The following is a 22,829-nucleotide window of genomic DNA, read 5'->3' as shown; positions in this document are numbered from 1 at the left end:
CCCTTCGAAACGCTCGAGCCCGCCGAGCTTATCGCGAAAGATGCGCTCGGTTCCATGGTGAGGCAAGGGCAATCAGGGGCGTTCAGGATTATCTCATCGCAGATAGTGAATATGCGGCCGGGAGTGGTGAGGAGAGGCTTCGATCCTTGCCTCGACAGCAAAGACGGTTCTCAGCAGATCTTCGGTCAGCACGGATTCCGGGGTGCCGGAGGCGACTATCCTGCCTTGCTGCATGACAATCAATTCATCGCAGAACATGGCGGCATGATTGAGATCGTGAAGAGCGATGATGCTGGTGACCGGCAGGCCGGCGACCAGCCGCATCAGGCTGATCTGATGCTGGATATCGAGGTGGTTGGTCGGCTCGTCGAGGATCAGTTCCTTCGGCGCCTGTGCCAAGGCGCGTGCGATGTGGGCGCGCTGCTTTTCGCCACCCGACAGGCTCTGCCATCGATCGTTGCGTTTCGCCCTCATGCCGGCGCGTGCGAGAGCATCTTCGACCGCCTCGTCATCCGCCGACGTCCAGCCGGAAAACATCGAGCGATGCGGAAACCGGCCGAGCTTCACGACATCGATGACCTTGAGATTGGCGTTGGTGGTGCTGTGCTGCTCAACGAAGGCGATGCGCCTTGCGATCGAACGGCGGGACAGCCGTCGCAGATCCTTCTGTTCGAGCGTGATGCGACCGGAATTCGGCCGTTTCAAGCCGGCAAGCAGACGCAGGAGCGAGGTCTTGCCGGAGCCGTTCGGTCCAAGCAGGCCGAGCATCTTGCCCGCGGGCGCCTCGAAGGAGACCCCGTCGAGTACGGTCTTTGTGCCGATTTTCCAGATGACGTTGTCGGCCTTGATGCTCATGATGCGCGCTGGAACCGGTAGAGAATGATAGAGAAGAAGGGAACGCCCACCAGCGCCGTGACCACTCCGATCGGCAGAACCTGCTGAGGGATGAGGGCGCGCGAGGCGATATCCGCCAGCACCATGAAGATCGCTCCGACAATGGCGCAGGCCGGCAGCAGCCGGATGTGGAGCGGGCCGACGAAGAAGCGGGCCGCATGCGGCACGACGAGACCGACAAAACCGATCGATCCGACCATGCTGACGATCGTTGCCGTCATCATCGCGGTCAGCGCGAAGAGCCAGATCCGCGCCCGCCCGACATTGACGCCGAGAGACGACGCGGCCTCGTCGCCAAAGGCGAACGCATCCAGCACGCGTGCATAGAGCAGGCAAGCCACCAGGCCGAAACCGACAATGGTCGCGACCAGCATGAATTCCGGCCAGCGGACACCACCGAAACTGCCGAGCAGCCAGAACATCACATCCCGTGCCTGCTGCGCGTTTCCCGACGTCGTCACGATATAGGATGTCGCAGCATTGAACAGCTGGGAGGCGGCGACACCGGCAAGGATCGTGCGGTCGGCGCCGCCTCGCGTGCCGTTCGAAAGCAGAGCGACGAAGAAGAAGGCCGCGAACGCGCCGGCGAAGGCACCAGCCGAAAGGGAAACCGCGCCCGCGCCGATATTGAGTATGACGATCGCGACCGCGCCGGTCGAAGCGCCCGCCGAGATGCCGAGCACATAGGGTTCGGCAAGCGGGTTGCGAAGGAGCGACTGCATGATCGCGCCCGAGAGCGCCAGGCCCGCTCCACAGAAAGCGGCCACGAGCGCCCGGCTGAGGCGATAGTCCCAGATCACCGTTTCGTGGATGCGGTTAAGTTCGATCCCCGTCCATCCCAGCCTGTTGGTGATGGCATGGAAGGTCGTCGAAAGCGGGATCGGTAGATCACCGATACCGACGCTGACGCCGATCGTCAGGCTGATCGCCGCGAGAGAGGCAAAAAGCAGCAGGCCGATGATGGCGAGCTGCCTCAGGGTTCGATACACGTCGGTCACTTCAGAAGACCAAGCGCCTTCAGCTGCTGGGCGACCTGCTCGGCGCCATAGATTGTCCGGATGGTCGGATTCATGGCCTGGCCGTCCATGACGACAATCGCCTTGTTCTTGACCGCGGCTAGCTGGCTGACGGCGGGATCGGTGGTCAGGAACTTGATCTTGGCTTCAGGCTTGTCGAGCTCCCAGCGATTGCGGTCGAGGCTGGCGACGACGATGACGTCCGGATTGGCGGCTATGATGTTCTCCCAGCCAAGCGTCGGCCACTCCGCTTCGGTGGTAATGGCATTGCGGCCGCCAAGCAGGTCGGCGATATAACCCGAGGGGCTGTTTTTGCCGCCGACATAGGCATCCGCGGATGGCGACGGGCTGGAGAACCAGAAGACATAGGAGAGCTTCTTGCCATCCTTCGGCGCATTCGCGCGCAGTGCCTCTTCCCGCTTTTTGAAATCCGCGATCAGCGCCTGGCCCTTGTCGCGGACATCGAAAATCTGCGAGAGTTCGTCGATTTCCTGGTAGAGCGTGCTCATGTTCCAGACCTGGCTGCGGGCGGCATTGCCGTATTTATCCTGAGAGGCGCCCTGGGCCGGGCAGATGCTGGGGGAAACATAGGTGGGAATATTGAGCTTTTCGAAGTCCTCGCGCTTTGCCACCTTGCTGCTCGGTCCCATCAGGGTCGGCAGCGCGGCAGTGACGAAGTCAGGATTTTCCGAGAGGATCGATTCAAAGGTCGGGAATTCGACCGTCAGCAGCTTGACCTTGGAATTGGCTTCCGCGAGCTGCGGCAGAACCTTGTTGGGCCAGAAGGCGGTGCCGACCATTTTGTTTTCGAGGCCGAGCAAAAGAAGAATTTCGGCACTGTTCTGTCCAAGCCCGATCGCGCGTTCCGGAGCCTTCTGGAACGTGACCTTGGTGCCGCAATTGTCGATGGTCAGCGGATAGCTGGTGGAGGCAGCGGAAGCTGCCGTTGCGGCAAAGGTGAGCGCCGCGCAAAGAGCTGAAACGGTCAAAACTGATTTCAATATCGTCACGAATATATCCCGGTGGCTATGGTCAGCGCGATCGGACGAAAGCGCCCGCGCGATATAGCCTCGTCGCCCGGTCACAAACAAGAGGAAAAAAGTCATATTATTTTGCGCTGCGAGCATTTGTAAACTTTGCCCGCCATGCATTTCCGACAGAAGACGTATTTTTCATCAGCTCCGGTTGGCTGTGTCATCCTCGCGTCCGGGTCTGGAAAGGAGAAGGCGGTTCATCTCTGGAACGAAGCGAACCATTCTGAAGCCTGCCATCTCCAGGATTTTCCTTGAGGCTGTATTGTCAGGATGGGCAAAGGCGCGGACCTCTCGAATCCGCAGTTCCCGGTCCGCCAGCCGCAACGCCGCCGTGACCAATTCCGATGCATATCCGCATCCCCAGGCATCCCGATGGAAGAAATATCCGATTTCGCAGCCCCAGCCTGGTTCAAACGGATCGTCGTATAGGCCGCCCCAGCCGATGATTTTTGCATCATCCTTTCTGATCACCGTCCAGGGTGCATATCCGTCGCGTCGACGCCGCCATTCATGAACGGCGATCCTGCGACGGCAGGCGGCAGGTGTCGCGTCCACATGAGTGTGCCTCATGGCTTCGCGGTCGCCGAGAAATTCGAACAAGTTGGCGGTATCGGACAGAAGCGAAGGGCGGAGCAGCAGCCGCGGCGTTTCGATCTGCGAGCCGATGTTCCTCATATGATTTCGCCTTTCATATGCGAATGTTTCACGAAGCGAACGGCAGGCCGACATGGCCGAGCCATCAAACCGCCCCGTCGGATGTAGAGGCTACGACAGGAAACCACTCATTGCCCAGCCGAAATGGCATTGAAGAGGGTGGAGAAATGCGATTGCGTGCCTATTTCAATGATCGGGAAATGGAGAGCAGGAGGACCGGAATAATGGCAAAGAATACGATTTGCTTGTGGTACGACAAGGACGCGGAGGCCGCCGCCAAGTTTTATGTCGAGACTTTTCCAGATAGCGCCATGGGCGCCGTCATCCGCGCGCCGGGAAACTATCCGGAGGGCAAGCAGGGCGATGTGCTGGTCGTGGAATTCACGGTCGCCGGTGTCTCCTGCGTCGGCCTGAATGGCGGCCCGGTGTTCAAGCACAATGAGGCCTTTTCGTTTCAGATCTACACCGAGGATCAGGCAGAGACGGATCGCTATTGGAACGCCATTGTCGGCAATGGTGGCCAGGAAAGCGAATGCGGCTGGTGCAAGGACAAATGGGGCGTCTCCTGGCAGATCACGCCGCGTATTCTGATGGAGGCGCTTCGCGAGGGCGGCGATCAGGCGAAGCGCGCTTTCGATGCGATGATGACCATGAAGAAGATCGATGTGGCAGCGATCGACGCGGCCCGGCGTGGCTGAGGACTGAAACGGCTTGCTGAGCACGCATCCCATCCCAAGGTTGCCGAGGTCATGGTGATCTGGGATGGAGGGCGTGCTCGGGGCTATGATTGCTTTTATTCAAGACTCCATTAAATATGCGCTCAGGCATATGAAATCGGCTGTTGTGGATCGAATAATAACAACTTATCCTTGATCGAATGCAGAGGCAGGCCAATGGCGGTTGACTGGTGAGGTTTACAGAGGATGGCCGCACGGAACGCCGCCAGCTGGAATCATTGCAAGGTCACCGCTGTCTTCAGTGGGCGACCTGCACGACCGCGTAATGAAGGCCTTGGCCAAGGAATTTGGCTGACCGAACCTGCCAGTCCCCACAAAAGTCGCTTCCGATGCAAAGATTGGCCTCGGGCTGTCATGTGCTTGCGACTGCTTCGGTGCCTGCGGGTTTCCGGGAGGATTGCCGTGAAATCCCGTCACGCCGACGCCATCAGAATTCCTCCCGTCCTGTTCCCGAAGAGTAGAGCTGACACTCATGATAAAACGCATGATCATCATGCTGATCATCATAGGCCTGATCCTTGGCGGGATCTTCGGCTTCCAGGCATTCAAGAACCGCATGATCGCGGCCTATCTGGCTAATCTCAAGTCGCCACCGCAGACAGTCTCGACAATCACGGCGGCTATGAGCCCGTGGCAGACGACGCTGCAATCGATCGGCAGCTTCAATGCCGTCGAAGGCGCCAATCTCTCGGCGCAGGTCCAGGGCATTGTCCAGAAGATCGGATTCGAGGATGGTCAGGACGTCAAGAAGGGCGATCTCATCGTGCAGCTGCTTGCCGATCAGCAGATCGCGACGCTGGAACAATACAAGGCGTCGATGACGAATGCGCAGATCGCCTATGAGCGCGATTCCAAGCTGATCAAGGCGAACACCATCGCGCAAAGCCAGGTCGACAGCGATCTGGCGAACTGGAAGGCGGCGCAGGCGCAGGTCGCGTCGCAGCAGGCGCTGATCGATCAATATTCGATCCGCGCTCCCTTCGATGGCCACCTTGGCATCAGGCTGGTCAGCCTCGGCCAGTATCTGCCTGCAGGAACCGCGGTTGTCACCTTGCAGTCGCTCGATCCGATCCAGTTCGATTTTTCGATGCCGCAACAGGCCCTGTCGCAGCTGAAGGTCGGACAGGCGGTGACAGCGACGGTGGATGCCTATGGAAATCAGACGTTCGACGGCAAGATCACGGCGATCAGCCCACTCGTCGATACCCAGAGCCGTAACATCACCATCCGGGCAACCTTCCCCAATCCCGATCGCAAGCTGTTGCCCGGCATGTTCGGCAACATAACTGTGGTGGTCGGAGATCCGAAGGAATACATCTCCCTGCCGCAGACAGCCGTCACCATCAACCCTTACGGCAATGTCGTCTATGTGGTGACCGACAAGGGCAACGGCGCGGATGGCAAGCCGCAGCTCGTCGCCAATCAGAAGTTCGTCAGCACGGGACAGGCCCGGGGCGACCAGATCTCGGTGACCAAAGGGTTGAACGCGGGCGAAGTGGTGGTGACCTCCGGCCAGCTGAAACTGAATAACGGCTCGCCTGTCATCATCAACAACGAGGTGCAGCCGTCGAACGATCCCAACGCGAACCCGGCAAATCCCAACTGAGGTGTGGCGATGAATGTCACCGATATCTTCATCAAGCGCCCCGTTCTTGCTCTGGTGGTCAGCGCGTTGATTATCGTGATCGGCTACCAGTCGTTCCGTTCGCTAACCGTGCGGCAATATCCGCAGACCCAGAATGCCGTCGTCACGGTGACGACCACCTATCCCGGTGCGGCGCCCGACGTCATTGCCGGCTTCATCACGACACCGCTCGAAAACGCCATCGCCCAAGCCAACGGCATCGATTACATGACCTCGACGAGCACGAGCGGCACGTCGACGATCACCGTCAACCTTCGGCTTAACTACAGCGCCGATGCGGCGATGACCGAAATCAACGCCAAGGTATCCTCCGTTCTCAATCAATTGCCCACGGGCACGCAGCAGCCGATCATGACGGTCTCCATTGGCCAGTCGATCGACGCCATGTATATCGGCTTCCGAAGCGACGTTCTGGCCAGCAACCAGATCACCGACTATCTGACGCGCGTCGTCCAGCCGAAATTGCAGGCGGTCAACGGCGTTCAGACGGCCGAAATCCTCGGCGCGCGAACATTCGCCTTGAGAGCCTGGCTGCAGCCGGACAAGCTTGCCGCCTATGGCTTGTCGGCCGGCGATGTCTGGACCGCGCTTGGCGCCAACAACTATATCTCCGGCATCGGCACCACCCGCGGCCAGATGACACAGACGGTGCTGACGGCGCAGACCGACCTGCATTCCGTTGATGAATTCAAGGAAATGGTGGTCAAGCAGATCGGCAGCACGATCGTGCGGCTGAAGGATGTCGCGACCGTTGCCCTCGGGTCCCAGAATCCCGACGTCCAGATCGGCTTCGATGGGCAGGACGGCGTGTTCATGGGCATCCAGATCGCCCCGACAGCCAACCTGCTCGACGTGATCGCCGGCGTGCGCGCGGTGTTTCCAGGTATACAGCAGCAATTGCCGCAGGGGCTTGAAGGCTACATCGTCTACGATTCCAGCACTTTCGTTACCACCTCCATCGATGAAGTCGTAAAGAGCCTGGTCGAGGCTCTCGTGATCGTCATTTTCGTGGTCTTCGCCTTTCTCGGTTCACCGCGATCGGTTGCCATTCCCGTCGTCGCCATACCTCTGTCGCTGGTCGGCACTTTCGCGATGATGCTGATCTTCGGCTTCTCGATCAATCTTCTGACGCTGCTTGCCCTGGTTCTGGCGATCGGGCTCGTCGTCGACGATGCCATCATCGTGGTGGAGAATGTCAACCGTCACATCGAAGAGGGATCGACGCCCATGAGGGCGGCGCTGGACGCGGCGCATGAACTCGTCGGGCCGATCCTGGCCATGACGGTGGTGCTGATCGCCGTCTACGTTCCGATCGGTTTCCAGGGCGGCCTGACGGGTGCGCTGTTCACGGAGTTCGCCTTCACGCTTGTCGGCGCCGTTACCGTGTCGATGATCATCGCGCTGACGCTGACGCCAATGATGTGCTCGCGCATCCTGAAGCCGCATTTGACCGACCGCAGTGGCTGGGAAGAGCGTATCTCCGACTTCATCGACCGCCGCTTTTCGGAAATCCACCGGCCCTATGTGCGCATGCTGCACGGCAGCCTGAACACCGTGCCGGTGGCGTTGGTCTTCGCCGTGATCGTGCTTGGCAGCATCTATTTCCTCTATACCAGCGCCAAGACCGAGCTGGCTCCCAACGAGGACCAGGGCTTCCTGGCCGCGCAAGTGACGAACCCTCCCAACGCGACGCTTCAGCAAAAGCTGCTGAATTCCAACCAGGTCACCAAGATCTTCCGCAGCTTCCCCGAAACCGACAAGACCTTGCAGGTCGAGGTGCCGGGCACATCCTTCGAGGGCATGGTGCTGAAGCCCTGGGACCAGCGCACGAGAACGGCGGACCAGCTGCAGCCACTGGTGCAGGCCGATCTGGCGAAGATCGCCGGCGGACAGTCCGTGGTCTTCCAGATACCGCCGCTGCCCGGCGCCAGCGGTCTGCCGGTGCAGTTCGCCATCGGCAGCACCAGCGGCTTCGAGCAACTCAACGAGGTATCCACCGCCTTCCTGCAGGAAGCGCAGAAATCCGGCGAGTTCATCTTCCTGACGAAGGATCTTTACGTCGATAATCCGCAATATTCGATCCAGATCGATCGCAGCAAGGCCTCGGCCCTCGGCCTGTCCATGAACAATGTCGGTTCGGCGCTCGCCTCCATGCTGGGCGGCGGCTATGTCAACTACTTCAGTATCGACAACCGCTCGTATCAGGTCATCCCGCAGGTCGAGCAACGGTCGCGCCAGACCATCGATCAGATCATGAACTATCCGATCGCGAACGTGAACGGTAACAAGATCCCGCTTTCGGCGATCGCGACGGCGAAACTCCAGGCTACGCCGCGCTCGGTCGCGCATTTCCAGCAATTGAATTCGGCCACGATCTCCGGCGTGCCGGCGCCTGGTGTTGCCGTCGGCGATGCGCTGAATACATTGAAGTCGATCGCGGCACGGACGTTGCCGCAGGGCTACTCGGTCGACTATGGCGGGCAGTCGCGGCAATATGTGCAGGAATCGAGCGGCATGGCGACCACATTCGCGCTCGCCCTGATCATCGTGTTCCTGGCGCTTTCGGCGCAGTTCAACAGCTTCCGTGACCCGTTCATCATCCTCGTGTCGGTGCCGATGTCGATCGCGGGCGCGCTTGCCTTCATCAGCCTCGGCATCGGCGGCGCGTCGATGAACATCTATACGCAGGTCGGGTTGGTGACGCTGATGGGTCTGATCAGCAAGCACGGTATTCTGATCGTCGAGGTGGCAAACACGCTGCAGGCCGAGGGAAAGACCAAGCGCGAGGCGATCGAAGGTGCCTGCGGCATCCGCTTGCGGCCGATCCTGATGACGACGGGCGCCATGGTTCTGGGCGTCGTGCCGCTGATCCTGGCGACCGGAGCAGGAGCCGTCGCCCGCTTCAACATGGGCCTGGTGATCGCTGCCGGTCTTGCCATCGGAACGCTGTTCACGCTCTTCGTCGTCCCGGCGGTCTATATGCTGCTCGCCGCCGATCATCACAAGAAGGATGCACCGGAAACAGAACCAGAACCGGCTCCCGCGCATTGAGTGGGGGCTAGTCAAGATGGGTAACGAGGCTATCGTGCCGGCTGTCGGTCTTCAGGCGGGGGAGGCGATCCTTACGCGGGGATCGCCATATTGAGTTCTGCCTGACGTCCGAGATGCGTCATCCAGTCGACGAAATCGGGCCGGCTCTTGATCTGGCGACCGTAATGGCGGGCAAGCGCGGCCGTCAGATCGCCCTTTCGGCCGAGCTGTTCGTCGGCAAATCCGATCATCTGGGAGTTCGGCCAGGCCTGCGGACGGATGGCGACCAGACGAGCAAACAGGCTCTCACCGGGCTCATCAGGGTTTGCTTGCGCCATCAAGGACAGCATGGCGGCGGTCGACCGCGATACGCCCATGTGGCAATGCACCAGCAGATGACTCGAAGCCCCGGGATATTGTCGCGCCTGAAACTCGGAGCCGAATTTCAGGATGGCTTCGACATGCTCCGGCCGGGGCATGACCCGCCCCGGAGCCGTCGCGATGATATCGTGAAAACGAAGCGTCGTGCGATGATGCTCGGCATAGGAGTGGAAGACATCGAGCTCGGGATATTCCGGATCGAGGAGGGAAAGCACATGGGTGACGTTTCGCGCGCATTGATCGGGCAACTCCTCAATGCCACAAACCGTGAGTTCTGGAGAGAGAAGCACGCTCATTGTGATATCCTTCAAACCGGCTGGCGATTCTGCGGCGCTTCGATACGATATAGCGCCATCGCTCTGAAGTGAAAATGCTTTTCCCCCTGTTGCCACGAAGTGGCGCGGCGAGCCGTCCGCGCAGGCTAGGTCCTTGAAAACAAGACGACCTGCGTTTTGATCTCTTCTTCGTCCATCTCCAGGATACGATAGCCGAATGTCCCCGTATCGGCCGTGAGACGTTCGGATTGCTTGACGATCTGATAGGAGACCGCTGGCGAGACATATTGCGTGATGTTTGCCTCCCGGGCTTCGTCGGTCATGTGGTAGTGACCGCAGAACAGGGATATCCGGCGATCCATGCCGATCAGAAGCGATCTGACCTCGTCCCGATCGCGCAGGGCTGCCCCGGTTCGATCTATCGGCGTGTCGAGCGGCAGGATCGGATGATGCAGGAAGATCGCGGCCTGCCTCACACCTTCGAGTTCGCGGGCGAGCCACCCGCGCTGGCCGTCGCCGACGACGTTGTCGGACGTATCGAGGAAAATCCGTTTCAGATGCGGATCTTGCTGCGAGTAGCAAAGTTTCCCAGCCACGGTAGCGCCGCTCATGTCGTGGTACGGCGCGACATCGCCGTAGGTATCGTGATTGCCGAGAATGAGCGACACATCGAAGGCATGGGCGCGCAGATGCTCGAAAAAGCCGCCGACCGAGCACGCGGTGCCGATATCGCCGCCGAAGACGATCTTGGAAATACCCCGGCGGGCGATATCGCTGAGGACCAGGCGCAGATGCTGCTCGTGCTGTCGCGGTGTATTCTCATAGCCCATTTTGTCGCCGGGGATTTCGGTCTTGGTGATCAGCTTCTGGCCGAGATGGGTGTCGGTGAAAAAGGCGAGGATGGTCTTTGTCATGGGTCGGTTCCGCGGCAATTGCTTGAGCGGTCAGTCTAGGACGGCGATCTGCCCCAATGTTTCGACATGGGTCGAAGCATGCGAACTATTTCGATGTTATGATGCAGCCTGATGTGGAGAGGCCTAGACATGACGACCCAGCCGAACATAGCAGCCGTTGCCTTTCTGATTGCCGATCCCGCGCGGGCCGCCATATTGTCGGCGCTCCTCGATGGCCGGGCGCGGCCAGCCGGCGAGCTCGCCCATGCGGCCGGCGTGACGGCACAGACAGCCAGTTCGCATCTCGGTAAATTATTGGCCGGCGAGCTGCTGGCCGTGGAAGCCGCGGGGCGGCATCGATATTACCGTCTCGCCGGTTCCCATGTCGCGCTGGCGCTCGAGACCCTCGCCTCCATCGGCCCGGCGCAATCCGTGCGAAGAAAGCCGTTGACCCGGGATGCGCGGAAGCTTCGGTTCGCGCGTTGCTGCTATGATCATCTGGCCGGCCGCGTTGGGATCGCCCTAACCCATGGATTGGTGGAGCAGGGGTTCCTTGTCGCGGCCGAAAAGAAGCGGTTCGAACTCACGCCTGATGGTGCGAAGTGGTTCGACCGCATGGGCATGAACACGGCCAGCATCAGACCCACGCGCCATGGGCTTGCCCGGCAATGCCTCGATTGGACGGAGAGAGAACATCATCTTGCTGGACCGCTTGGCGTTCATTTGACCAAGTTCCTCTTGGCGAAGGGTTGCATACGGCGGGCACCTTCGTCCCGGGCCGTTGACGTCACGCCGAAAGGTTGGAAGGTGTTGAAGAAGCATTTCGGCATTGACGAGCAAGCCTTGCTCTGACGGGCGCTCTCCCGCATTGACTTCATTTCGACAATGGATGATTTTGGTACGCCATATTATGGTATCCGAAGATCGAGGGTCTGGAAATGAATGACGATGCGCATGGCGCCGCGATTCGCGTGGAGCGTCCGACGAAGACGTTGCGGGAGCTCGCCCTCGACAAGGTGCGAGAGGCGATCATCAGCGGCTATTTCCGCCCGGGCGACCGCCTGGTCGAACGCGATCTTTGCGCTCAGCTCGGCGTCAGCCGCACGATCGTGCGCGAGGTGCTGCGCCATCTCGAATCCGAAGGCCTCGTCGCCAACCTTCCGAACAAGGGGCCGATCGTCGCGCAGCTCAATCATGACGAAGCCAAGCAGATCTACGAGATCCGCGCCGCGCTCGAAGGGATGGCGGCACGGCTTTGCGCCGAGCAGAACAACCCCGCGATCGCGGATGCACTGGACAAGTCGCTCGAGGACATAAGGCATAGCTACCGCGAAAAGGACATGGCCGGTGTGCTCGCCCACACATCGTCGTTCTATCAGACGCTGTTCAGCATGGTCGACCGCCATGTGGCCTGGGGCGTCGTCAACCTTCTGACCGTGCGCATCAATCACCTGCGCTCCATGACGATCAAGACGCAAGATCGCGATGTTCAAGGACCCGCGCAGATGGCACGTATCGTCGATGCTATCAGGCGCGGCGACGGCGACGGCGCCTATCAGGCGGCGATGGATCATGTCGCCAGCGCAAGCGCCATCGCCCAGGCCGTGCTTTCCGGGCGGCAGCCGATCGATTGATTTCCCAAGAAGGCCATGAAGATGCCGGCTTCCTCTTCCTTTCTCGGCTTCCCGGACCGCCTCGATGACGGTGGTCCGCCGCGTGTGGTGATCTTCGGGGCGGGTCACGGCAGTACCTATCCCGGCAGGGACAGCAGCGGGCATGCCTTGTCGGCGGAAGCTATCCGGGACGCCAGCCAGGATGACGCCGGCTTGGTCGATCACTGGGATTTCGATCTCGGTGGCCCGTTGTTTGCTGGTAAGCCCGCTTACTGCGTCGACGTCGGAAACGTCGAGACTGTCATGCACGACAATGCCGGCAACCGCGATCGGATCGAGGCAAGGACGCGCGGCGTGCTTGCATTGCCGGCCATTCCGATCCTGCTTGGCGGCGATTGTTCCGTCACGATCCCGTTCATCGCCGGCTTTGCGGATGAGGGGCCGGTCTGGATCTTGCAGATCGATGCCCATATCGACTGGCGCGACACGCTGCATAGCGAGCGCTACGGCTATTCAAGCCCGATGCGGCGGGTAAGTGAGATGCCGCATGTCGCCGGAATGGTGCAGGTCGGCCTGCGTGGCGTCGGCAGTGCCCGCCCTTCGGATATCGAGACAGCGCAACGCTATGGCAGCCGCTTTGTCACGGCCCGCCAGATCCATGCACAAGGGGTCGAGGCCGCTCTCCGGCACATTCCGAAGGGTACTCGGGTCGTTGTCACCCTGGATTGCGACAGCATCGATCCCGGCATCATGCCGGGCGTGGCGGCTCGCACGCCCGGCGGCCTCACCTATACGCAGATCATCGACCTGATCGCCGGCCTCGGCCGGCGGGCTGACATCGCGGGTTTTGATCTGGTGGAGCTCTATCCTCCCGCTGATATCGACGGCCTTTCGGCCCTGACCGCCGCGCGCATTGTCGTCAATGTGATCGGCGCCATCATCCGCCAGGGCTAACGGCCGCGAAAATCTCGCCATATGAGGAGCCGGCTTGCGCCACGTCGGATGATGCGAGAAGCCGTCACGCCCCATCAAATTGTCGTTTGCCTCCCGGAGCGGGTTGACACTGGCACGCCTTCGGTGTGACGGTATACCATAATAACGAATACGGAAGCGGAACATCGGCGGCTTAAGATCCGCGGCGACAAGCATCGCTTTCGCGGGCACCTTTCTCTGCCCCCCATAAACTACTGATATAGCTGATTATTTCTGACAACGGCAGGTTTTTTAGTCCGGTCGCTCGAAGCTGCTTGACAGTTCAGTATTATGGCATACCATCATATCTAATCCTAGATGAGAGCGAGCCATGAGCCTTCAGATCCGAAAAACCGTCCTGCAGATCGAAACGACGCTTGTTGAAGGGGGTAGGGCAGCGGCCACGCCGTTGAAACTCTTCTCGGCATGCGCGATCGTCAAAAACCCTTGGGCTGGTCGCGGCTTCGTCGCGGATCTGAAGCCCGAGATTCATGCCACGGCACCCCTTCTCGGCGAACTGCTCACCAAGATGATTATCGATGCGGTTGGATCGGGCGAGGCCGTCGAGGCTTATGGCAAATCCGCCGTCGTCGGTCTCGATGGCGAGATCGAGCATGCATCCGCGCTGATCCACACTCTTCGCTTCGGCAATCATTATCGCCATGCCGTCGGTGCCAAATCCTATCTCGCCTTCTGCAACACGCGCGGACCAGCCAATGCGCCGATCATGATCCCGCTCATGGACAAGAATGACGAAGGTCGCCGCTCGCATTATCTGACAATCCAGACGTCGATACCGGATGCACCGGCCGCCGACGAAATCGTCATCGCGCTTGGTGCCTCGATCGGTGGTAGGCCGCATCATCGCATCGGCGATCGCTATCAGGATCTTAAGGATCTGGGACAGGACGTCTCCAATCCGGCCGGCGTTTAAGAGATTGGGCGTCTGGATGCCTGCGATGGAAACGATGGATCAGAACAAGGCCGATCTTCTGATTGTGGGAGGCTTGCCTCGCAAGCACACGGCGCGCGGCACAGCCTATCATGAAGTCGGCAAAGGCGAGCCGCTGGTGCTGCTCCATGGTGTCGGCATGCGGCTTGAAGCCTGGGCGCCACAGATCGAGGCTTTTTCCAGAAGCCATCGCGTCATCGCCGTCGATATGCCGGGTCATGGGGAAAGCGTTGGGTTGCCTCCGGGCAGCAAGCTGGAAGCCTTTGTCGCCTGGTTCGGCGGCTTTCTCGATGAGATGGCGTTCAGTGAGGTCAATGTCGCCGGCCATTCGATGGGCGCGCTCGTTGCCGGAGGGGCCGCCGCCACCTTCGGTGAGCGGATCAAGAGGGTCGCCTATCTCAATGGCGTCTATCGGCGCGACCCCGAGGCCAAGGCGGCCGTGCTGGCTCGCGCAGCCGCGATACCGATTTCAGGTGTCGACAAGGAGGGCCCGCTGCAGCGTTGGTTCGGCGATGATGCTCAAAGTGGAGTCGCGCGGGAACTCACGCGGAACTGGTTGAGCCTTGTCGATCCGAAAGCCTATGCCGCGGCCTATGCGGCTTTCGCCGGTGGCGATGAGACCTATGCCGATCGCTGGTCCGATGTCGGGGCACCGGCCTTGTTCCTGACGGGATCCGACGATCCGAACTCGACGCCACGGATGGCGGAGGAGATGGCGACGGCGGCACCCAAAGGCTGGGCACGGATCGTCGAAGGGCACCGCCATATGGTGAACCTGACCGCGCCAGTTATCGTCAATGAGCTGCTTGCCGAGTGGCTTTCATGCGGGGAGGACGCAAGATGACGGCACAAGATTTCGATCCAAGGGCGCTGCGCGACGCCTTCGGCGCGTTTCCGACGGGCGTGACGGTCGTCACCGCGCGCGATCAGGCTGGTCTGCCGATCGGCTTTACGGCGAATTCCTTCACGTCGGTATCGCTTGAGCCGCCGCTTCTTCTTGTTTGCCTCGCCAAGACCTCGCGTAATTTCGCGGCCATGACGAGCGCGAAGCACTTTGCCATCAATGTGCTCTCGGAGACGCAGAAGGCGGTCTCCAACACCTTTGCCCGACCCGTTGAAGACCGGTTCGCCGCCGTCGAGTGGACTTCCGGGGCGGATGGGTGTCCGATCCTCGCCGATGTCGCCGCCTGGTTCGAATGTGCCATGAGCGAAGTGATCGAAGCAGGCGATCACGTTGTCCTGATGGGACGTATCGTCTCGTTCGACAATAGCGGCCGCAATGGGCTGGGCTATGCCCGTGGCGGCTATTTCACCCCGATCCTGGCGAGCAAGGCGGTCTCCGCTGCGGCGGAGGGCAATATCGAGCTGGGTGCCGTTCTCGAGCGCGACGGCAAGATCCTGCTGCTCGGGGACGATGTTCTGGCTCTTCCCAATTGCGAGGGCAGGGAGGGCAGCCCCGCCGATATTCTCGGTCAGTATTTACAGACGCTGACCGGCCTTACCGTGACCGTCGGCTTTCTCTATTCCGTCTATGAAGGCAGGAGCGATGGCAAGCATCACATCGTCTATCGGGCCTTTGCTTCACAAGGTGAGCCGCGCGAGGGCCGGTTCCTCAAGCCGGATGCGCTCAAGACCGCGCATTTCAAGACCAGCTCCACGGCCGATATCGTCTCCCGCTTCGCGCTGGAAAGCCAGATCGGCAATTTCGGGGTCTATTTTGGCGACGAGACCTCCGGCATGGTGCGACCGGTTTCCGGAAAGGCGGTGCGGGTATGAAATTCTCTCTCTTCGTTCACATGGAGCGCCTCGACGCGAACCAGACGCATAAAAGCCTCTATGAGGAGTTCGTCGCGCTGTGCGAGATCGCCGACAAGGGCGGCATGCACGCGATCTGGACGGGCGAGCATCATGGGATGGATTTCACCATCGCGCCCAATCCCTTCGTGACCATCGCCGATCTGGCGCGGCGCACATCGCGGGTAAGGCTTGGCACCGGAACGGTAATCGCGCCCTTCTGGCATCCGATCAAGCTTGCCGGCGAGGCCGCCATGGCCGACATCATCTGCGACGGCAGGCTCGATATCGGCATTGCCCGCGGCGCCTATTCCTTTGAATATGAGCGATTGTTGCCGGGTCTCGACGCCTGGGGCGCTGGTCAGCGCATGCGCGAGCTGATCCCGGCCGTCAAAGGCATCTGGCAGGGGGATTACGCCCATGAGGGCGAGTTCTTCAAATTCCCGCCGACCACCTCGGCGCCAAAGCCGCTGCAGCAGCCCAATCCGCCGATCTGGGTTGCCGCGCGCGACCCGAATTCGCATGAATTCGCCGTCGCCAATGGCTGTAATGTCCAGGTGACGCCGCTCTGGCAGGGTGACGATGAAGTCGAGGCGCTGATGGGGCGGTTCAATGACGCCTGCGCCAAGAGCCCGGACATCGAGCGACCGAAGATCATGCTCCTGCGTCATACCTATGTCGGCTCGTCCGAGGATGACATCGCGCAGGCCGCCCATGAGCTCAGCGTCTATTACAACTACTTCTTCGCCTGGTTCAAGAACGAGAAGCCGATCCATCAGGGCCTGATCGAGCGCATCCCGGAAGAGGACATTCGCGCCAATCCCATGCTGTCGGATGCGGTCATGCGCAGCAACAATGTCGTCGGCGATGCCCAAACCGTGATTGCCCGACTGAAGGCCTATCAGGCGATGGGCTACGACGAATATTCCTTCTGGATCGACACCGGCATGTCGTTTGAGCGCAAGAAGGCATCGCTCGAACGCTTCATCGCCGAGGTCATGCCGGCATTTCAGGAGTGAACGCCATGCAGCGCTTCCAGTATTACATCGACGGCGAATTTGTAGATGGGGAAGCCCGCTTCCAGAGCATCGATCCCGCGACTGGCGACGTCTGGGCAGAAATGCCGGAAGCGCGGGAGGCTGATGTCGACCGCGCCGTCGATGCCGCCGAAAAGGCGCTTTACGAGGGCCCCTGGGCAAAGATGACGGCGACGCAGCGTGGCAAGCTTCTCTACAGGCTCGCGGATCTCGTCGCGGCCAATGCACGGAAACTTGCCGAACTGGAGACGCTCGACACCGGCAAGATCATCCGCGAGACTTCGGCGCAGATCGCCTATGTCGCCGACTATTATCGCTACTATGCCGGCATCGCCGACAAGATCGAGGGCTCCTACCTGCCGATCGACAAACCGGACATGGATGTCTGGCTGCGCCGCGAGCCAGTCGGCGTCGTAGCCATGGTCGTGCCGTGGAATAGTCAGCTTTTTCTCTCGGCGGTGAAGATTGGACCGGCGCTCGCTGCCGGCTGCACCATGGTCGTCAAGGCGTCCGAAGATGGTCCGGCGCCGTTACTGGAATTCGCGCGCCTGGTTCATGAAGCCGGCTTTCCGGCCGGCGTCGTCAACATCATCACCGGTTTCGGCCCTTCTTGCGGCGCGGTACTCGGGCGGCACCCCAAGGTCGCGCATATCGCCTTTACCGGCGGACCGGAGACGGCACGCCATGTCATCCGCAATTCGGCCGAGAACCTTGCTTCGACCTCGCTGGAACTGGGCGGCAAATCACCCTTCATCGTCTTTGCCGATGCCGATCTCGAGAGCGCCGCGAATGCGCAAGTCGCCGGCATTTTCGCGGCGACTGGTCAAAGCTGCGTTGCCGGCTCGCGGCTGATCGTCGAGGCCAGCGTCAAGGATGCCTTTCTGTCGATCCTCAAGCGCAAGGCCGAGGCGATCCGCATCGGTTCACCGCTCGACATGGCGACCGAGGTCGGCCCGCTAGCTACGAAGCGCCAGCAGGATCATGTGGCCGCTCTCCTCGAGAAATCCATTGCGAGCGGCGCTCGGCTGATCACCGGTGGCCAAAAGCCAGACGGCGTGGGTTATTACTTCCCGCCGACAATCCTCGATTGCGATGGCGTCAACTCGCCGTCATTGGCCGAGGAATTCTTCGGGCCGGTTCTGTCGGTTATCTCGTTCGAGAGCGAGGCAGAAGCCTTGAGGCTTGCAAACGATACCCGCTATGGCCTGGCATCCGGTGTCTTCACCCAGAATCTCACACGCGCCCATCGCCTGATGAAGGGCATCCGCGCCGGCGTCGTCTGGGTCAATACCTATCGCGCGGTATCGCCTATCGCGCCCTTCGGCGGCTTCGGCCTTTCGGGCCATGGCAGGGAAGGCGGGCTTGCCGCGGCGCTCGATTATACGCGCACCAAGACGATCTGGCTGCGCACATCGGACGATCCGATTCCCGATTCCTTCGTCATGAGGTGAGACCGATGTTTTACGAGATCCGCACCTACCGGCTGAAGAACGGCACGACCCCGCAATATCTGAAGGTGGTGGAAGAGGAAGGGATTGCCATCCAGAAGGCCCATCTCGGCGATCTCGTCGGCTACTTCTACTCGGAAATCGGTGTCATCAACGAGATCGTGCACATCTGGGCCTATGCAAGCCTCGACGATCGCGAGGCGCGGCGCGGGCGGCTGGCCGCCGACCCCAAATGGCAGGCCTTCCTGCCGAAGATCCGCGACCTGATCGAACAAGCGGAAAACAAGATCATGAAGCCCGCTGATTTCTCCCCATTGAGATCAACGGCGGGCGCGTAAGGCATGCCTCTAAAAACCGAAAACAAGGACAAGGGAACATGAAAGCAGGAATTGCACTCGCGGCCTTTGCCGCCATGATGGCCGCATCCATGCCCGCCAAGGCCGACACCATGGTCTTCACGAGCTGGGGAGGAACGACGCAGGATGCGCAGAAGGTCGCCTGGGCCAACCAGTTCACGGCAAAGACCGGTATCGGCGTCATGCAGGACGGCCCAACGGATTACGGCAAGTTGAAAGCAATGGTCGAAGCCGGCCAGGTGAGCTGGGACGTCGTCGACGTCGAGGGTGATTATGCCGCGCAGGCCGGCAAGGCGGGTCTGCTCGAAAAGCTCGACTTTTCCGTCATCGACAAGTCCAAGCTCGATCCGCGCTTCGTCAGCGACTACTCCGTCGGTAGCTTCTATTATTCCTTTGTCATCGGCTGCAACGCCGATGCGGTCAGCGCCTGCCCGAAGACCTGGGCTGATCTCTTCGACACGAAGAAATTCCCCGGTAAGCGCACCTTCTACAAATGGTCCGCGCCGGGGGTCATCGAAGCGGCGCTCTTGGCCGATGGCGTTCCCGCCGACAAGCTCTATCCGCTCGATCTCGATCGCGCCTTCAAGAAGCTCGATACGATCAAATCCGATATTGTCTGGTGGTCGAGCGGCGCGCAATCGCAGCAGCTGCTGGCCTCGGCCGAAGCGCCTTTCGGCAGTCTCTGGAATGGCCGCATGACCGCGCTTGCCAACAGCGGCGTCAAGACGGAGACCTCCTGGAGCCAGAACATCACGGCAGCGGATGCCCTTGTCATCCCCAAGGGTGCGCCGAACCTCGAAACGGCGATGAAATTCATCGCGCTCGCGACCTCGGCACAGTCGCAGGCCGATTTGGCGAAGGCCACCGGATATGCGCCGACAAACCTCGGCTCGGCGAAACTGATGGACCCTGAAATAGCCAAGACCTTGCCGGACCAGCAGACCGCCAGTCAGGTCAATGCCGACATGAATTACTGGGCCGCGAACAGGGATGCGATCGGCAAGAAGTGGTACGCCTGGCAGGCTCAGTAAGCGGTGGAGATGACCAGACCACCGCGGACAAATCTCCGCGGTGGGGCAATGCGAGGTCCAGGCCTGTGCGTAGCGATCGCTGCTCAACAGCGCCCATGGTGGGAAAGGATTGCCATGTCGACATACGTAGACGTCGCGGACGCGGCCGCACCGGCGCGCAAGACGGCAGGGTCGACCGGATTCGCGCAGGTCGCGCCGGCCCTCGCCTTCGTCGCGATCTTTTTCATCTTTCCGGTCATCGCGTTGCTTCTGCGCAGCGTGATGGAGCCGGCTTTCGGCGTCGGCAATTACGCCGAATTGCTGGGCTCAGAAACCTATCTAAAGATCTTCGCCAACACGTTCATCGTGTCGGGCGTCGTCACCGTCCTATCGCTGTTGATCGGCTTTCCCGTGGCATGGACGCTGGCGATCATGCCGTCGCGCTGGTCCTCGGTCGTCTTTGCGATCCTGTTGCTGTCGATGTGGACGAACCTGCTCGCGCGCACCTATGCCTGGATGGTGCTTTTGCAGCGTACGGGATTGATCAACAAGATGCTGATCGGCATGGGCCTGATCGACAAGCCGCTTGCCCTCGTCAATAACCTGACCGGTGTGACGATCGGCATGACTTATATCATGCTGCCCTTCATCATCTTGCCGCTCTACGGCGTCATCAAGAAGATCGATCCGGCCGTGCTGCAGGCGGCGGCGCTGTGCGGTGCCAGCCGTCTGCAGTGCCTCACTCGCATTCTAATACCGCTTGCCGCTCCCGGCATGATGGCAGGAGCCCTGATGGTGTTCGTCATGTCGCTCGGCTACTACGTCACGCCGTCGCTGCTTGGCGGCACCGCGAACATGATGCTCGCCGAACTCATCGCCCAGTTCGTGCAATCGCTCGTCAATTGGGGCATGGGCGGCGCGGCCGCCTTCGTCCTGCTGGTCGTCACCCTGACGCTCTATGCCGTCCAGCTGCGGCTCTTCGGCGTTCAAAGCACGGGGGGACGCTGAGATGTTGCTGAATTTCGATCGTCTCGGCTGGTGGAAATATGTGCTGCTTGCCATCACCGTCCTGACCGCGGCCTTTCTTCTTCTGCCGATCCTGTTCATCGCCGCCTTGTCGTTCGGCTCATCGCAATGGCTGATCTTTCCGCCGCCGGGCTGGACCTGGCGCTGGTACGCGGAACTGCTTTCCGATCCGCAATGGCTGGCTTCCGCCTGGACGAGCTTCAAGATCGCTTCGATCGTCACGGTGCTTTCGGTGCTGCTCGGTCTTGTGACCTCCTTCGGCCTGGTGCGCGGGAAGTTCATGTTTCGCGATGCGCTGAAGGCACTGTTCCTGACGCCGATGATCCTCCCCGTCGTCGTGTTCGCCGTCGCTCTCTACGCCTTCTTCCTGCGAATTGGGCTGGGCGGCACCTTAGTCGGCTTCGTGTTGTCCCATCTGGTCCTGGCGCTACCCTTTTCCATCCTGTCGATCGCTGGGGCGCTCGAAGGCTTTGACAAGTCGATCGAGGATGCCGCCGTGCTTTGCGGCGCATCTCCGCTCGAGGCGAAGATCAGGGTCACGCTGCCCGCCATCAGCCACGGATTGTTCTCGGCTGCCGTCTTCTCGTTCCTGACGTCCTGGGATGAGGTGGTCGTTGCGATCTTCATGGCGAGCCCGACGCTGCAGACGCTGCCCGTCAAAGTCTGGGCGACGCTCCGGCAGGACCTGACGCCGGTCGTCGCTGCTGCCTCCACACTTCTCATTCTTTTGACGGTCATGTTGATGACGCTGGCCGCGATCGTGCGCAAGGTTCTAAGAAAATGAGCGAATCCTTCCTGAAGATCAAAGGCATCCGCAAGGAATACGGTCCCGTCGTCGCGGTCCACGACGTCAATCTCGAGGTCAAGCGCGGCGAGTTCCTGACCTTTCTCGGCCCCTCCGGCTCGGGCAAGAGCACGACGCTTTATATCCTCGCCGGTTTCGAGAACCCCACCAAGGGCGATATCCTGCTGAACGGCGAGACGCTGCTGTCGACACCATCGCACAAGCGCAATATCGGCATGGTGTTCCAGCGCTATACGCTATTTCCGCATTTGACCGTCGGAGAGAATATCGCCTTTCCGTTGAAGGTGCGCCGCAAGCCCAAGGCAGAGGTCGACAGCCGTGTCAGGGAAATGCTCCGCCTTGTCCGGCTGGAAGGCTTCGAGGATCGCAAGCCCGCGCAAATGTCCGGCGGCCAGCAGCAGCGCGTCGCTCTTGCCAGGGCACTCGCTTATGACCCGCCGGTGCTTTTGATGGACGAGCCGTTGTCGGCTCTCGACAAGAAATTGCGCGAAGAAATCCAGCACGAGATCAAAAGGATCCACGAGCAAACCGAGGTAACGATCCTCTATGTGACCCACGACCAAGAAGAGGCTCTGCGGTTGTCCGATCGCATCGCCGTCTTCTCCAAAGGCATCATCGATCAGATAGGAACCGGCCCGGAACTCTACGCCAATCCACGCACTCGTTTTGTCGCCGAGTTCATCGGCGACAGCGACTTCATTTCCTGTCATCTGCTTTCATCGGACAATGGCCAGGCGACGATCTCACTCGGCGACAAGATCATCTTCGACAGCATTCCGGTTCACGGCCGGCCGGCGTCGGGGAGCAAAGCGGCGTTGATGTTGCGGCCGGAACGCATCCGGCTCGGGCGCGAGGCGGGTGTGAGCAAGGGCCTCAGCGCGACCGTCAACGATATCACTTTCCTCGGCAACAACGTGCATGTGACGACACGGATCGCCGCCGGCGAAACCTTGTCCGTGCGCCTGCCCTTCGGCCACGAAGCCATCTCGGGTCTTAGCCGCGGCGATAACGTGCATCTGGAGTTCGATCCCGACGCCGCGCATGTCTTCTGTTAGCGCTGACCGGAGGCTGGCGTTGTCGAAGCGCGATGAAGACAATGGCAGCGAGGACGGCAGCGCTATTTACGCCAGAGTGCGTTCTATACCATGTAGAGCTTCCCGGATTTGTATTGCGCAGCCGCCAGCCGTTTTTCATCGATGAAAAATACCCTGCAGATTTGGTTGTTTATCGCCCTGGCATCTCTCCCTATGTCTGCCT

At 60.5% G+C, this 22,829-nt stretch carries 22 protein-coding genes; 16 read left to right on the top strand and 6 right to left on the bottom strand.

Features of this window, described 5'->3' with window-relative positions:
- Window positions 1-93: 93 nt before the first annotated feature.
- The 4 genes from JJQ51_RS20365 to JJQ51_RS20350 form a co-directional block, all read right to left on the bottom strand.
- Complete coding sequence (locus JJQ51_RS20365) at window positions 94-855, bottom strand: ABC transporter ATP-binding protein (protein ID WP_269245205.1); 762 nt, start codon at window positions 853-855, stop codon at window positions 94-96.
- On the bottom strand, window positions 852-1,892 hold the full coding sequence (locus JJQ51_RS20360) for a FecCD family ABC transporter permease (RefSeq protein ID WP_113390891.1): 1,041 nt from the start codon (window positions 1,890-1,892) through the stop codon (window positions 852-854). Before JJQ51_RS20360 ends, JJQ51_RS20365 begins: the two co-directional genes overlap by 4 nt.
- Window positions 1,889-2,920: an ABC transporter substrate-binding protein gene (locus tag JJQ51_RS20355; protein WP_442967331.1), complete on the bottom strand. Its 1,032-nt coding sequence runs from the start codon at window positions 2,918-2,920 to the stop codon at window positions 1,889-1,891. Before JJQ51_RS20355 ends, JJQ51_RS20360 begins: the two co-directional genes overlap by 4 nt.
- A gap of 165 nt (window positions 2,921-3,085) precedes the next feature.
- Window positions 3,086-3,619, bottom strand: coding sequence for a GNAT family N-acetyltransferase (locus JJQ51_RS20350; protein WP_269245204.1), 534 nt, complete (start codon window positions 3,617-3,619; stop codon window positions 3,086-3,088).
- Between the two features lie 203 nt (window positions 3,620-3,822).
- Here JJQ51_RS20350 and JJQ51_RS20345 point away from each other — a divergent pair, with 203 nt between their 5' ends.
- From JJQ51_RS20345 to JJQ51_RS20335, 3 genes are all read left to right on the top strand, one after another.
- On the top strand, window positions 3,823-4,296 hold the full coding sequence (locus tag JJQ51_RS20345; protein ID WP_113333372.1) for a VOC family protein: 474 nt from the start codon (window positions 3,823-3,825) through the stop codon (window positions 4,294-4,296).
- Window positions 4,297-4,819: 523 nt separating this feature from the next.
- A complete protein-coding gene (locus tag JJQ51_RS20340) occupies window positions 4,820-5,941 on the top strand; it encodes an efflux RND transporter periplasmic adaptor subunit (protein ID WP_233788749.1) in 1,122 nt (373 codons plus the stop codon).
- 9 nt (window positions 5,942-5,950) lie between these two features.
- Complete coding sequence (locus JJQ51_RS20335; RefSeq protein ID WP_269245203.1) at window positions 5,951-9,031, top strand: efflux RND transporter permease subunit; 3,081 nt, start codon at window positions 5,951-5,953, stop codon at window positions 9,029-9,031.
- 71 nt (window positions 9,032-9,102) lie between these two features.
- Here the strand turns inward: JJQ51_RS20335 and JJQ51_RS20330 are convergent, their stop codons facing one another.
- Window positions 9,103-9,687 (bottom strand): tyrosine phosphatase family protein, encoded by a 585-nt coding sequence (locus JJQ51_RS20330; protein ID WP_145635013.1) that lies wholly within the window; start codon window positions 9,685-9,687, stop codon window positions 9,103-9,105.
- A gap of 125 nt (window positions 9,688-9,812) precedes the next feature.
- Window positions 9,813-10,580 carry a metallophosphoesterase family protein gene (locus tag JJQ51_RS20325; RefSeq protein WP_145635010.1) on the bottom strand — a complete coding sequence of 256 codons (768 nt, stop codon included), beginning with the start codon at window positions 10,578-10,580 and terminating at the stop codon, window positions 9,813-9,815.
- Between the two features lie 129 nt (window positions 10,581-10,709).
- Between JJQ51_RS20325 and JJQ51_RS20320 the strand changes: the two genes are divergently transcribed.
- The 13 genes from JJQ51_RS20320 (at window position 10,710) to JJQ51_RS20260 (ending at window position 22,627) form a co-directional block, all read left to right on the top strand.
- Complete coding sequence (locus tag JJQ51_RS20320) at window positions 10,710-11,411, top strand: ArsR/SmtB family transcription factor (protein WP_269245202.1); 702 nt, start codon at window positions 10,710-10,712, stop codon at window positions 11,409-11,411.
- A gap of 86 nt (window positions 11,412-11,497) precedes the next feature.
- A complete protein-coding gene (locus JJQ51_RS20315) occupies window positions 11,498-12,193 on the top strand; it encodes a GntR family transcriptional regulator (protein WP_152094545.1) in 696 nt (231 codons plus the stop codon).
- Between the two features lie 21 nt (window positions 12,194-12,214).
- Window positions 12,215-13,126 (top strand): agmatinase, encoded by a 912-nt coding sequence (locus tag JJQ51_RS20310; protein WP_269245201.1) that lies wholly within the window; start codon window positions 12,215-12,217, stop codon window positions 13,124-13,126.
- A 349-nt stretch (window positions 13,127-13,475) separates the two neighbouring features.
- Entirely contained in the window at window positions 13,476-14,078 is a 603-nt protein-coding gene (locus JJQ51_RS20305; protein WP_269245200.1) for an amino acid synthesis family protein, read from the top strand.
- Between the two features lie 25 nt (window positions 14,079-14,103).
- The gene (locus tag JJQ51_RS20300) at window positions 14,104-14,940 is read left to right on the top strand and encodes an alpha/beta fold hydrolase (RefSeq protein WP_269245199.1); all 837 of its coding nucleotides are present in this window, start codon (window positions 14,104-14,106) and stop codon (window positions 14,938-14,940) included.
- Window positions 14,937-15,872, top strand: coding sequence for a flavin reductase family protein (locus JJQ51_RS20295; protein ID WP_269245198.1), 936 nt, complete (start codon window positions 14,937-14,939; stop codon window positions 15,870-15,872). Before JJQ51_RS20300 ends, JJQ51_RS20295 begins: the two co-directional genes overlap by 4 nt.
- Entirely contained in the window at window positions 15,869-16,909 is a 1,041-nt protein-coding gene (locus JJQ51_RS20290) for an LLM class flavin-dependent oxidoreductase (protein ID WP_269245197.1), read from the top strand. Before JJQ51_RS20295 ends, JJQ51_RS20290 begins: the two co-directional genes overlap by 4 nt.
- A gap of 5 nt (window positions 16,910-16,914) precedes the next feature.
- On the top strand, window positions 16,915-18,378 hold the full coding sequence (locus JJQ51_RS20285) for an aldehyde dehydrogenase (RefSeq protein WP_269245196.1): 1,464 nt from the start codon (window positions 16,915-16,917) through the stop codon (window positions 18,376-18,378).
- 5 nt (window positions 18,379-18,383) lie between these two features.
- Entirely contained in the window at window positions 18,384-18,713 is a 330-nt protein-coding gene (locus tag JJQ51_RS20280) for an NIPSNAP family protein (protein WP_113390903.1), read from the top strand.
- A gap of 38 nt (window positions 18,714-18,751) precedes the next feature.
- Window positions 18,752-19,762, top strand: a complete 1,011-nt coding sequence (locus JJQ51_RS20275) for an ABC transporter substrate-binding protein (RefSeq protein ID WP_113396226.1) — start codon at window positions 18,752-18,754, stop codon at window positions 19,760-19,762.
- 114 nt (window positions 19,763-19,876) lie between these two features.
- The gene (locus tag JJQ51_RS20270; RefSeq protein ID WP_269245195.1) at window positions 19,877-20,749 is read left to right on the top strand and encodes an ABC transporter permease; all 873 of its coding nucleotides are present in this window, start codon (window positions 19,877-19,879) and stop codon (window positions 20,747-20,749) included.
- A 1-nt stretch (window position 20,750) separates the two neighbouring features.
- A complete protein-coding gene (locus tag JJQ51_RS20265; protein WP_113354667.1) occupies window positions 20,751-21,551 on the top strand; it encodes an ABC transporter permease in 801 nt (266 codons plus the stop codon).
- Window positions 21,548-22,627, top strand: coding sequence for an ABC transporter ATP-binding protein (locus JJQ51_RS20260; protein ID WP_113390906.1), 1,080 nt, complete (start codon window positions 21,548-21,550; stop codon window positions 22,625-22,627). The genes JJQ51_RS20265 and JJQ51_RS20260 overlap by 4 nt, the downstream gene beginning before the upstream one ends.
- The last annotated feature ends 202 nt before the right edge of the window (window positions 22,628-22,829 follow it).

It is taken from the genome of Rhizobium sp. AG207R (assembly GCF_027109195.1).
GTDB lineage: Bacteria > Pseudomonadota > Alphaproteobacteria > Rhizobiales > Rhizobiaceae > Rhizobium > Rhizobium dioscoreae.
The sequence above is the reverse complement of the archived record's forward strand: the minus strand, read 5'-3'. Positions and strand labels throughout refer to the sequence as shown.

Bases quoted from the DNA above. Each gene is read 5' to 3' on its own strand.
- JJQ51_RS20365 (WP_269245205.1), bottom strand. From the start codon at position 855: ATGAGCATCAAGGCCGACAACGTCATCTGGAAAATCGGCACAAAGACC.
- JJQ51_RS20350 (WP_269245204.1), bottom strand. From the start codon at position 3,619: ATGAGGAACATCGGCTCGCAGATCGAAACGCCGCGGCTGCTGCTCCGC.
- JJQ51_RS20345 (WP_113333372.1), top strand. From the start codon at position 3,823: ATGGCAAAGAATACGATTTGCTTGTGGTACGACAAGGACGCGGAGGCC.
- JJQ51_RS20340 (WP_233788749.1), top strand. From the start codon at position 4,820: ATGATCATCATGCTGATCATCATAGGCCTGATCCTTGGCGGGATCTTC.
- JJQ51_RS20335 (WP_269245203.1), top strand. From the start codon at position 5,951: ATGAATGTCACCGATATCTTCATCAAGCGCCCCGTTCTTGCTCTGGTG.
- JJQ51_RS20330 (WP_145635013.1), bottom strand. From the start codon at position 9,687: ATGAGCGTGCTTCTCTCTCCAGAACTCACGGTTTGTGGCATTGAGGAG.
- JJQ51_RS20325 (WP_145635010.1), bottom strand. From the start codon at position 10,580: ATGACAAAGACCATCCTCGCCTTTTTCACCGACACCCATCTCGGCCAG.
- JJQ51_RS20320 (WP_269245202.1), top strand. From the start codon at position 10,710: ATGACGACCCAGCCGAACATAGCAGCCGTTGCCTTTCTGATTGCCGAT.
- JJQ51_RS20315 (WP_152094545.1), top strand. From the start codon at position 11,498: ATGAATGACGATGCGCATGGCGCCGCGATTCGCGTGGAGCGTCCGACG.
- JJQ51_RS20310 (WP_269245201.1), top strand. From the start codon at position 12,215: ATGCCGGCTTCCTCTTCCTTTCTCGGCTTCCCGGACCGCCTCGATGAC.
- JJQ51_RS20305 (WP_269245200.1), top strand. From the start codon at position 13,476: ATGAGCCTTCAGATCCGAAAAACCGTCCTGCAGATCGAAACGACGCTT.
- JJQ51_RS20300 (WP_269245199.1), top strand. From the start codon at position 14,104: ATGGAAACGATGGATCAGAACAAGGCCGATCTTCTGATTGTGGGAGGC.
- JJQ51_RS20295 (WP_269245198.1), top strand. From the start codon at position 14,937: ATGACGGCACAAGATTTCGATCCAAGGGCGCTGCGCGACGCCTTCGGC.
- JJQ51_RS20290 (WP_269245197.1), top strand. From the start codon at position 15,869: ATGAAATTCTCTCTCTTCGTTCACATGGAGCGCCTCGACGCGAACCAG.
- JJQ51_RS20285 (WP_269245196.1), top strand. From the start codon at position 16,915: ATGCAGCGCTTCCAGTATTACATCGACGGCGAATTTGTAGATGGGGAA.
- JJQ51_RS20280 (WP_113390903.1), top strand. From the start codon at position 18,384: ATGTTTTACGAGATCCGCACCTACCGGCTGAAGAACGGCACGACCCCG.
- JJQ51_RS20275 (WP_113396226.1), top strand. From the start codon at position 18,752: ATGAAAGCAGGAATTGCACTCGCGGCCTTTGCCGCCATGATGGCCGCA.
- JJQ51_RS20270 (WP_269245195.1), top strand. From the start codon at position 19,877: ATGTCGACATACGTAGACGTCGCGGACGCGGCCGCACCGGCGCGCAAG.
- JJQ51_RS20265 (WP_113354667.1), top strand. From the start codon at position 20,751: ATGTTGCTGAATTTCGATCGTCTCGGCTGGTGGAAATATGTGCTGCTT.
- JJQ51_RS20260 (WP_113390906.1), top strand. From the start codon at position 21,548: ATGAGCGAATCCTTCCTGAAGATCAAAGGCATCCGCAAGGAATACGGT.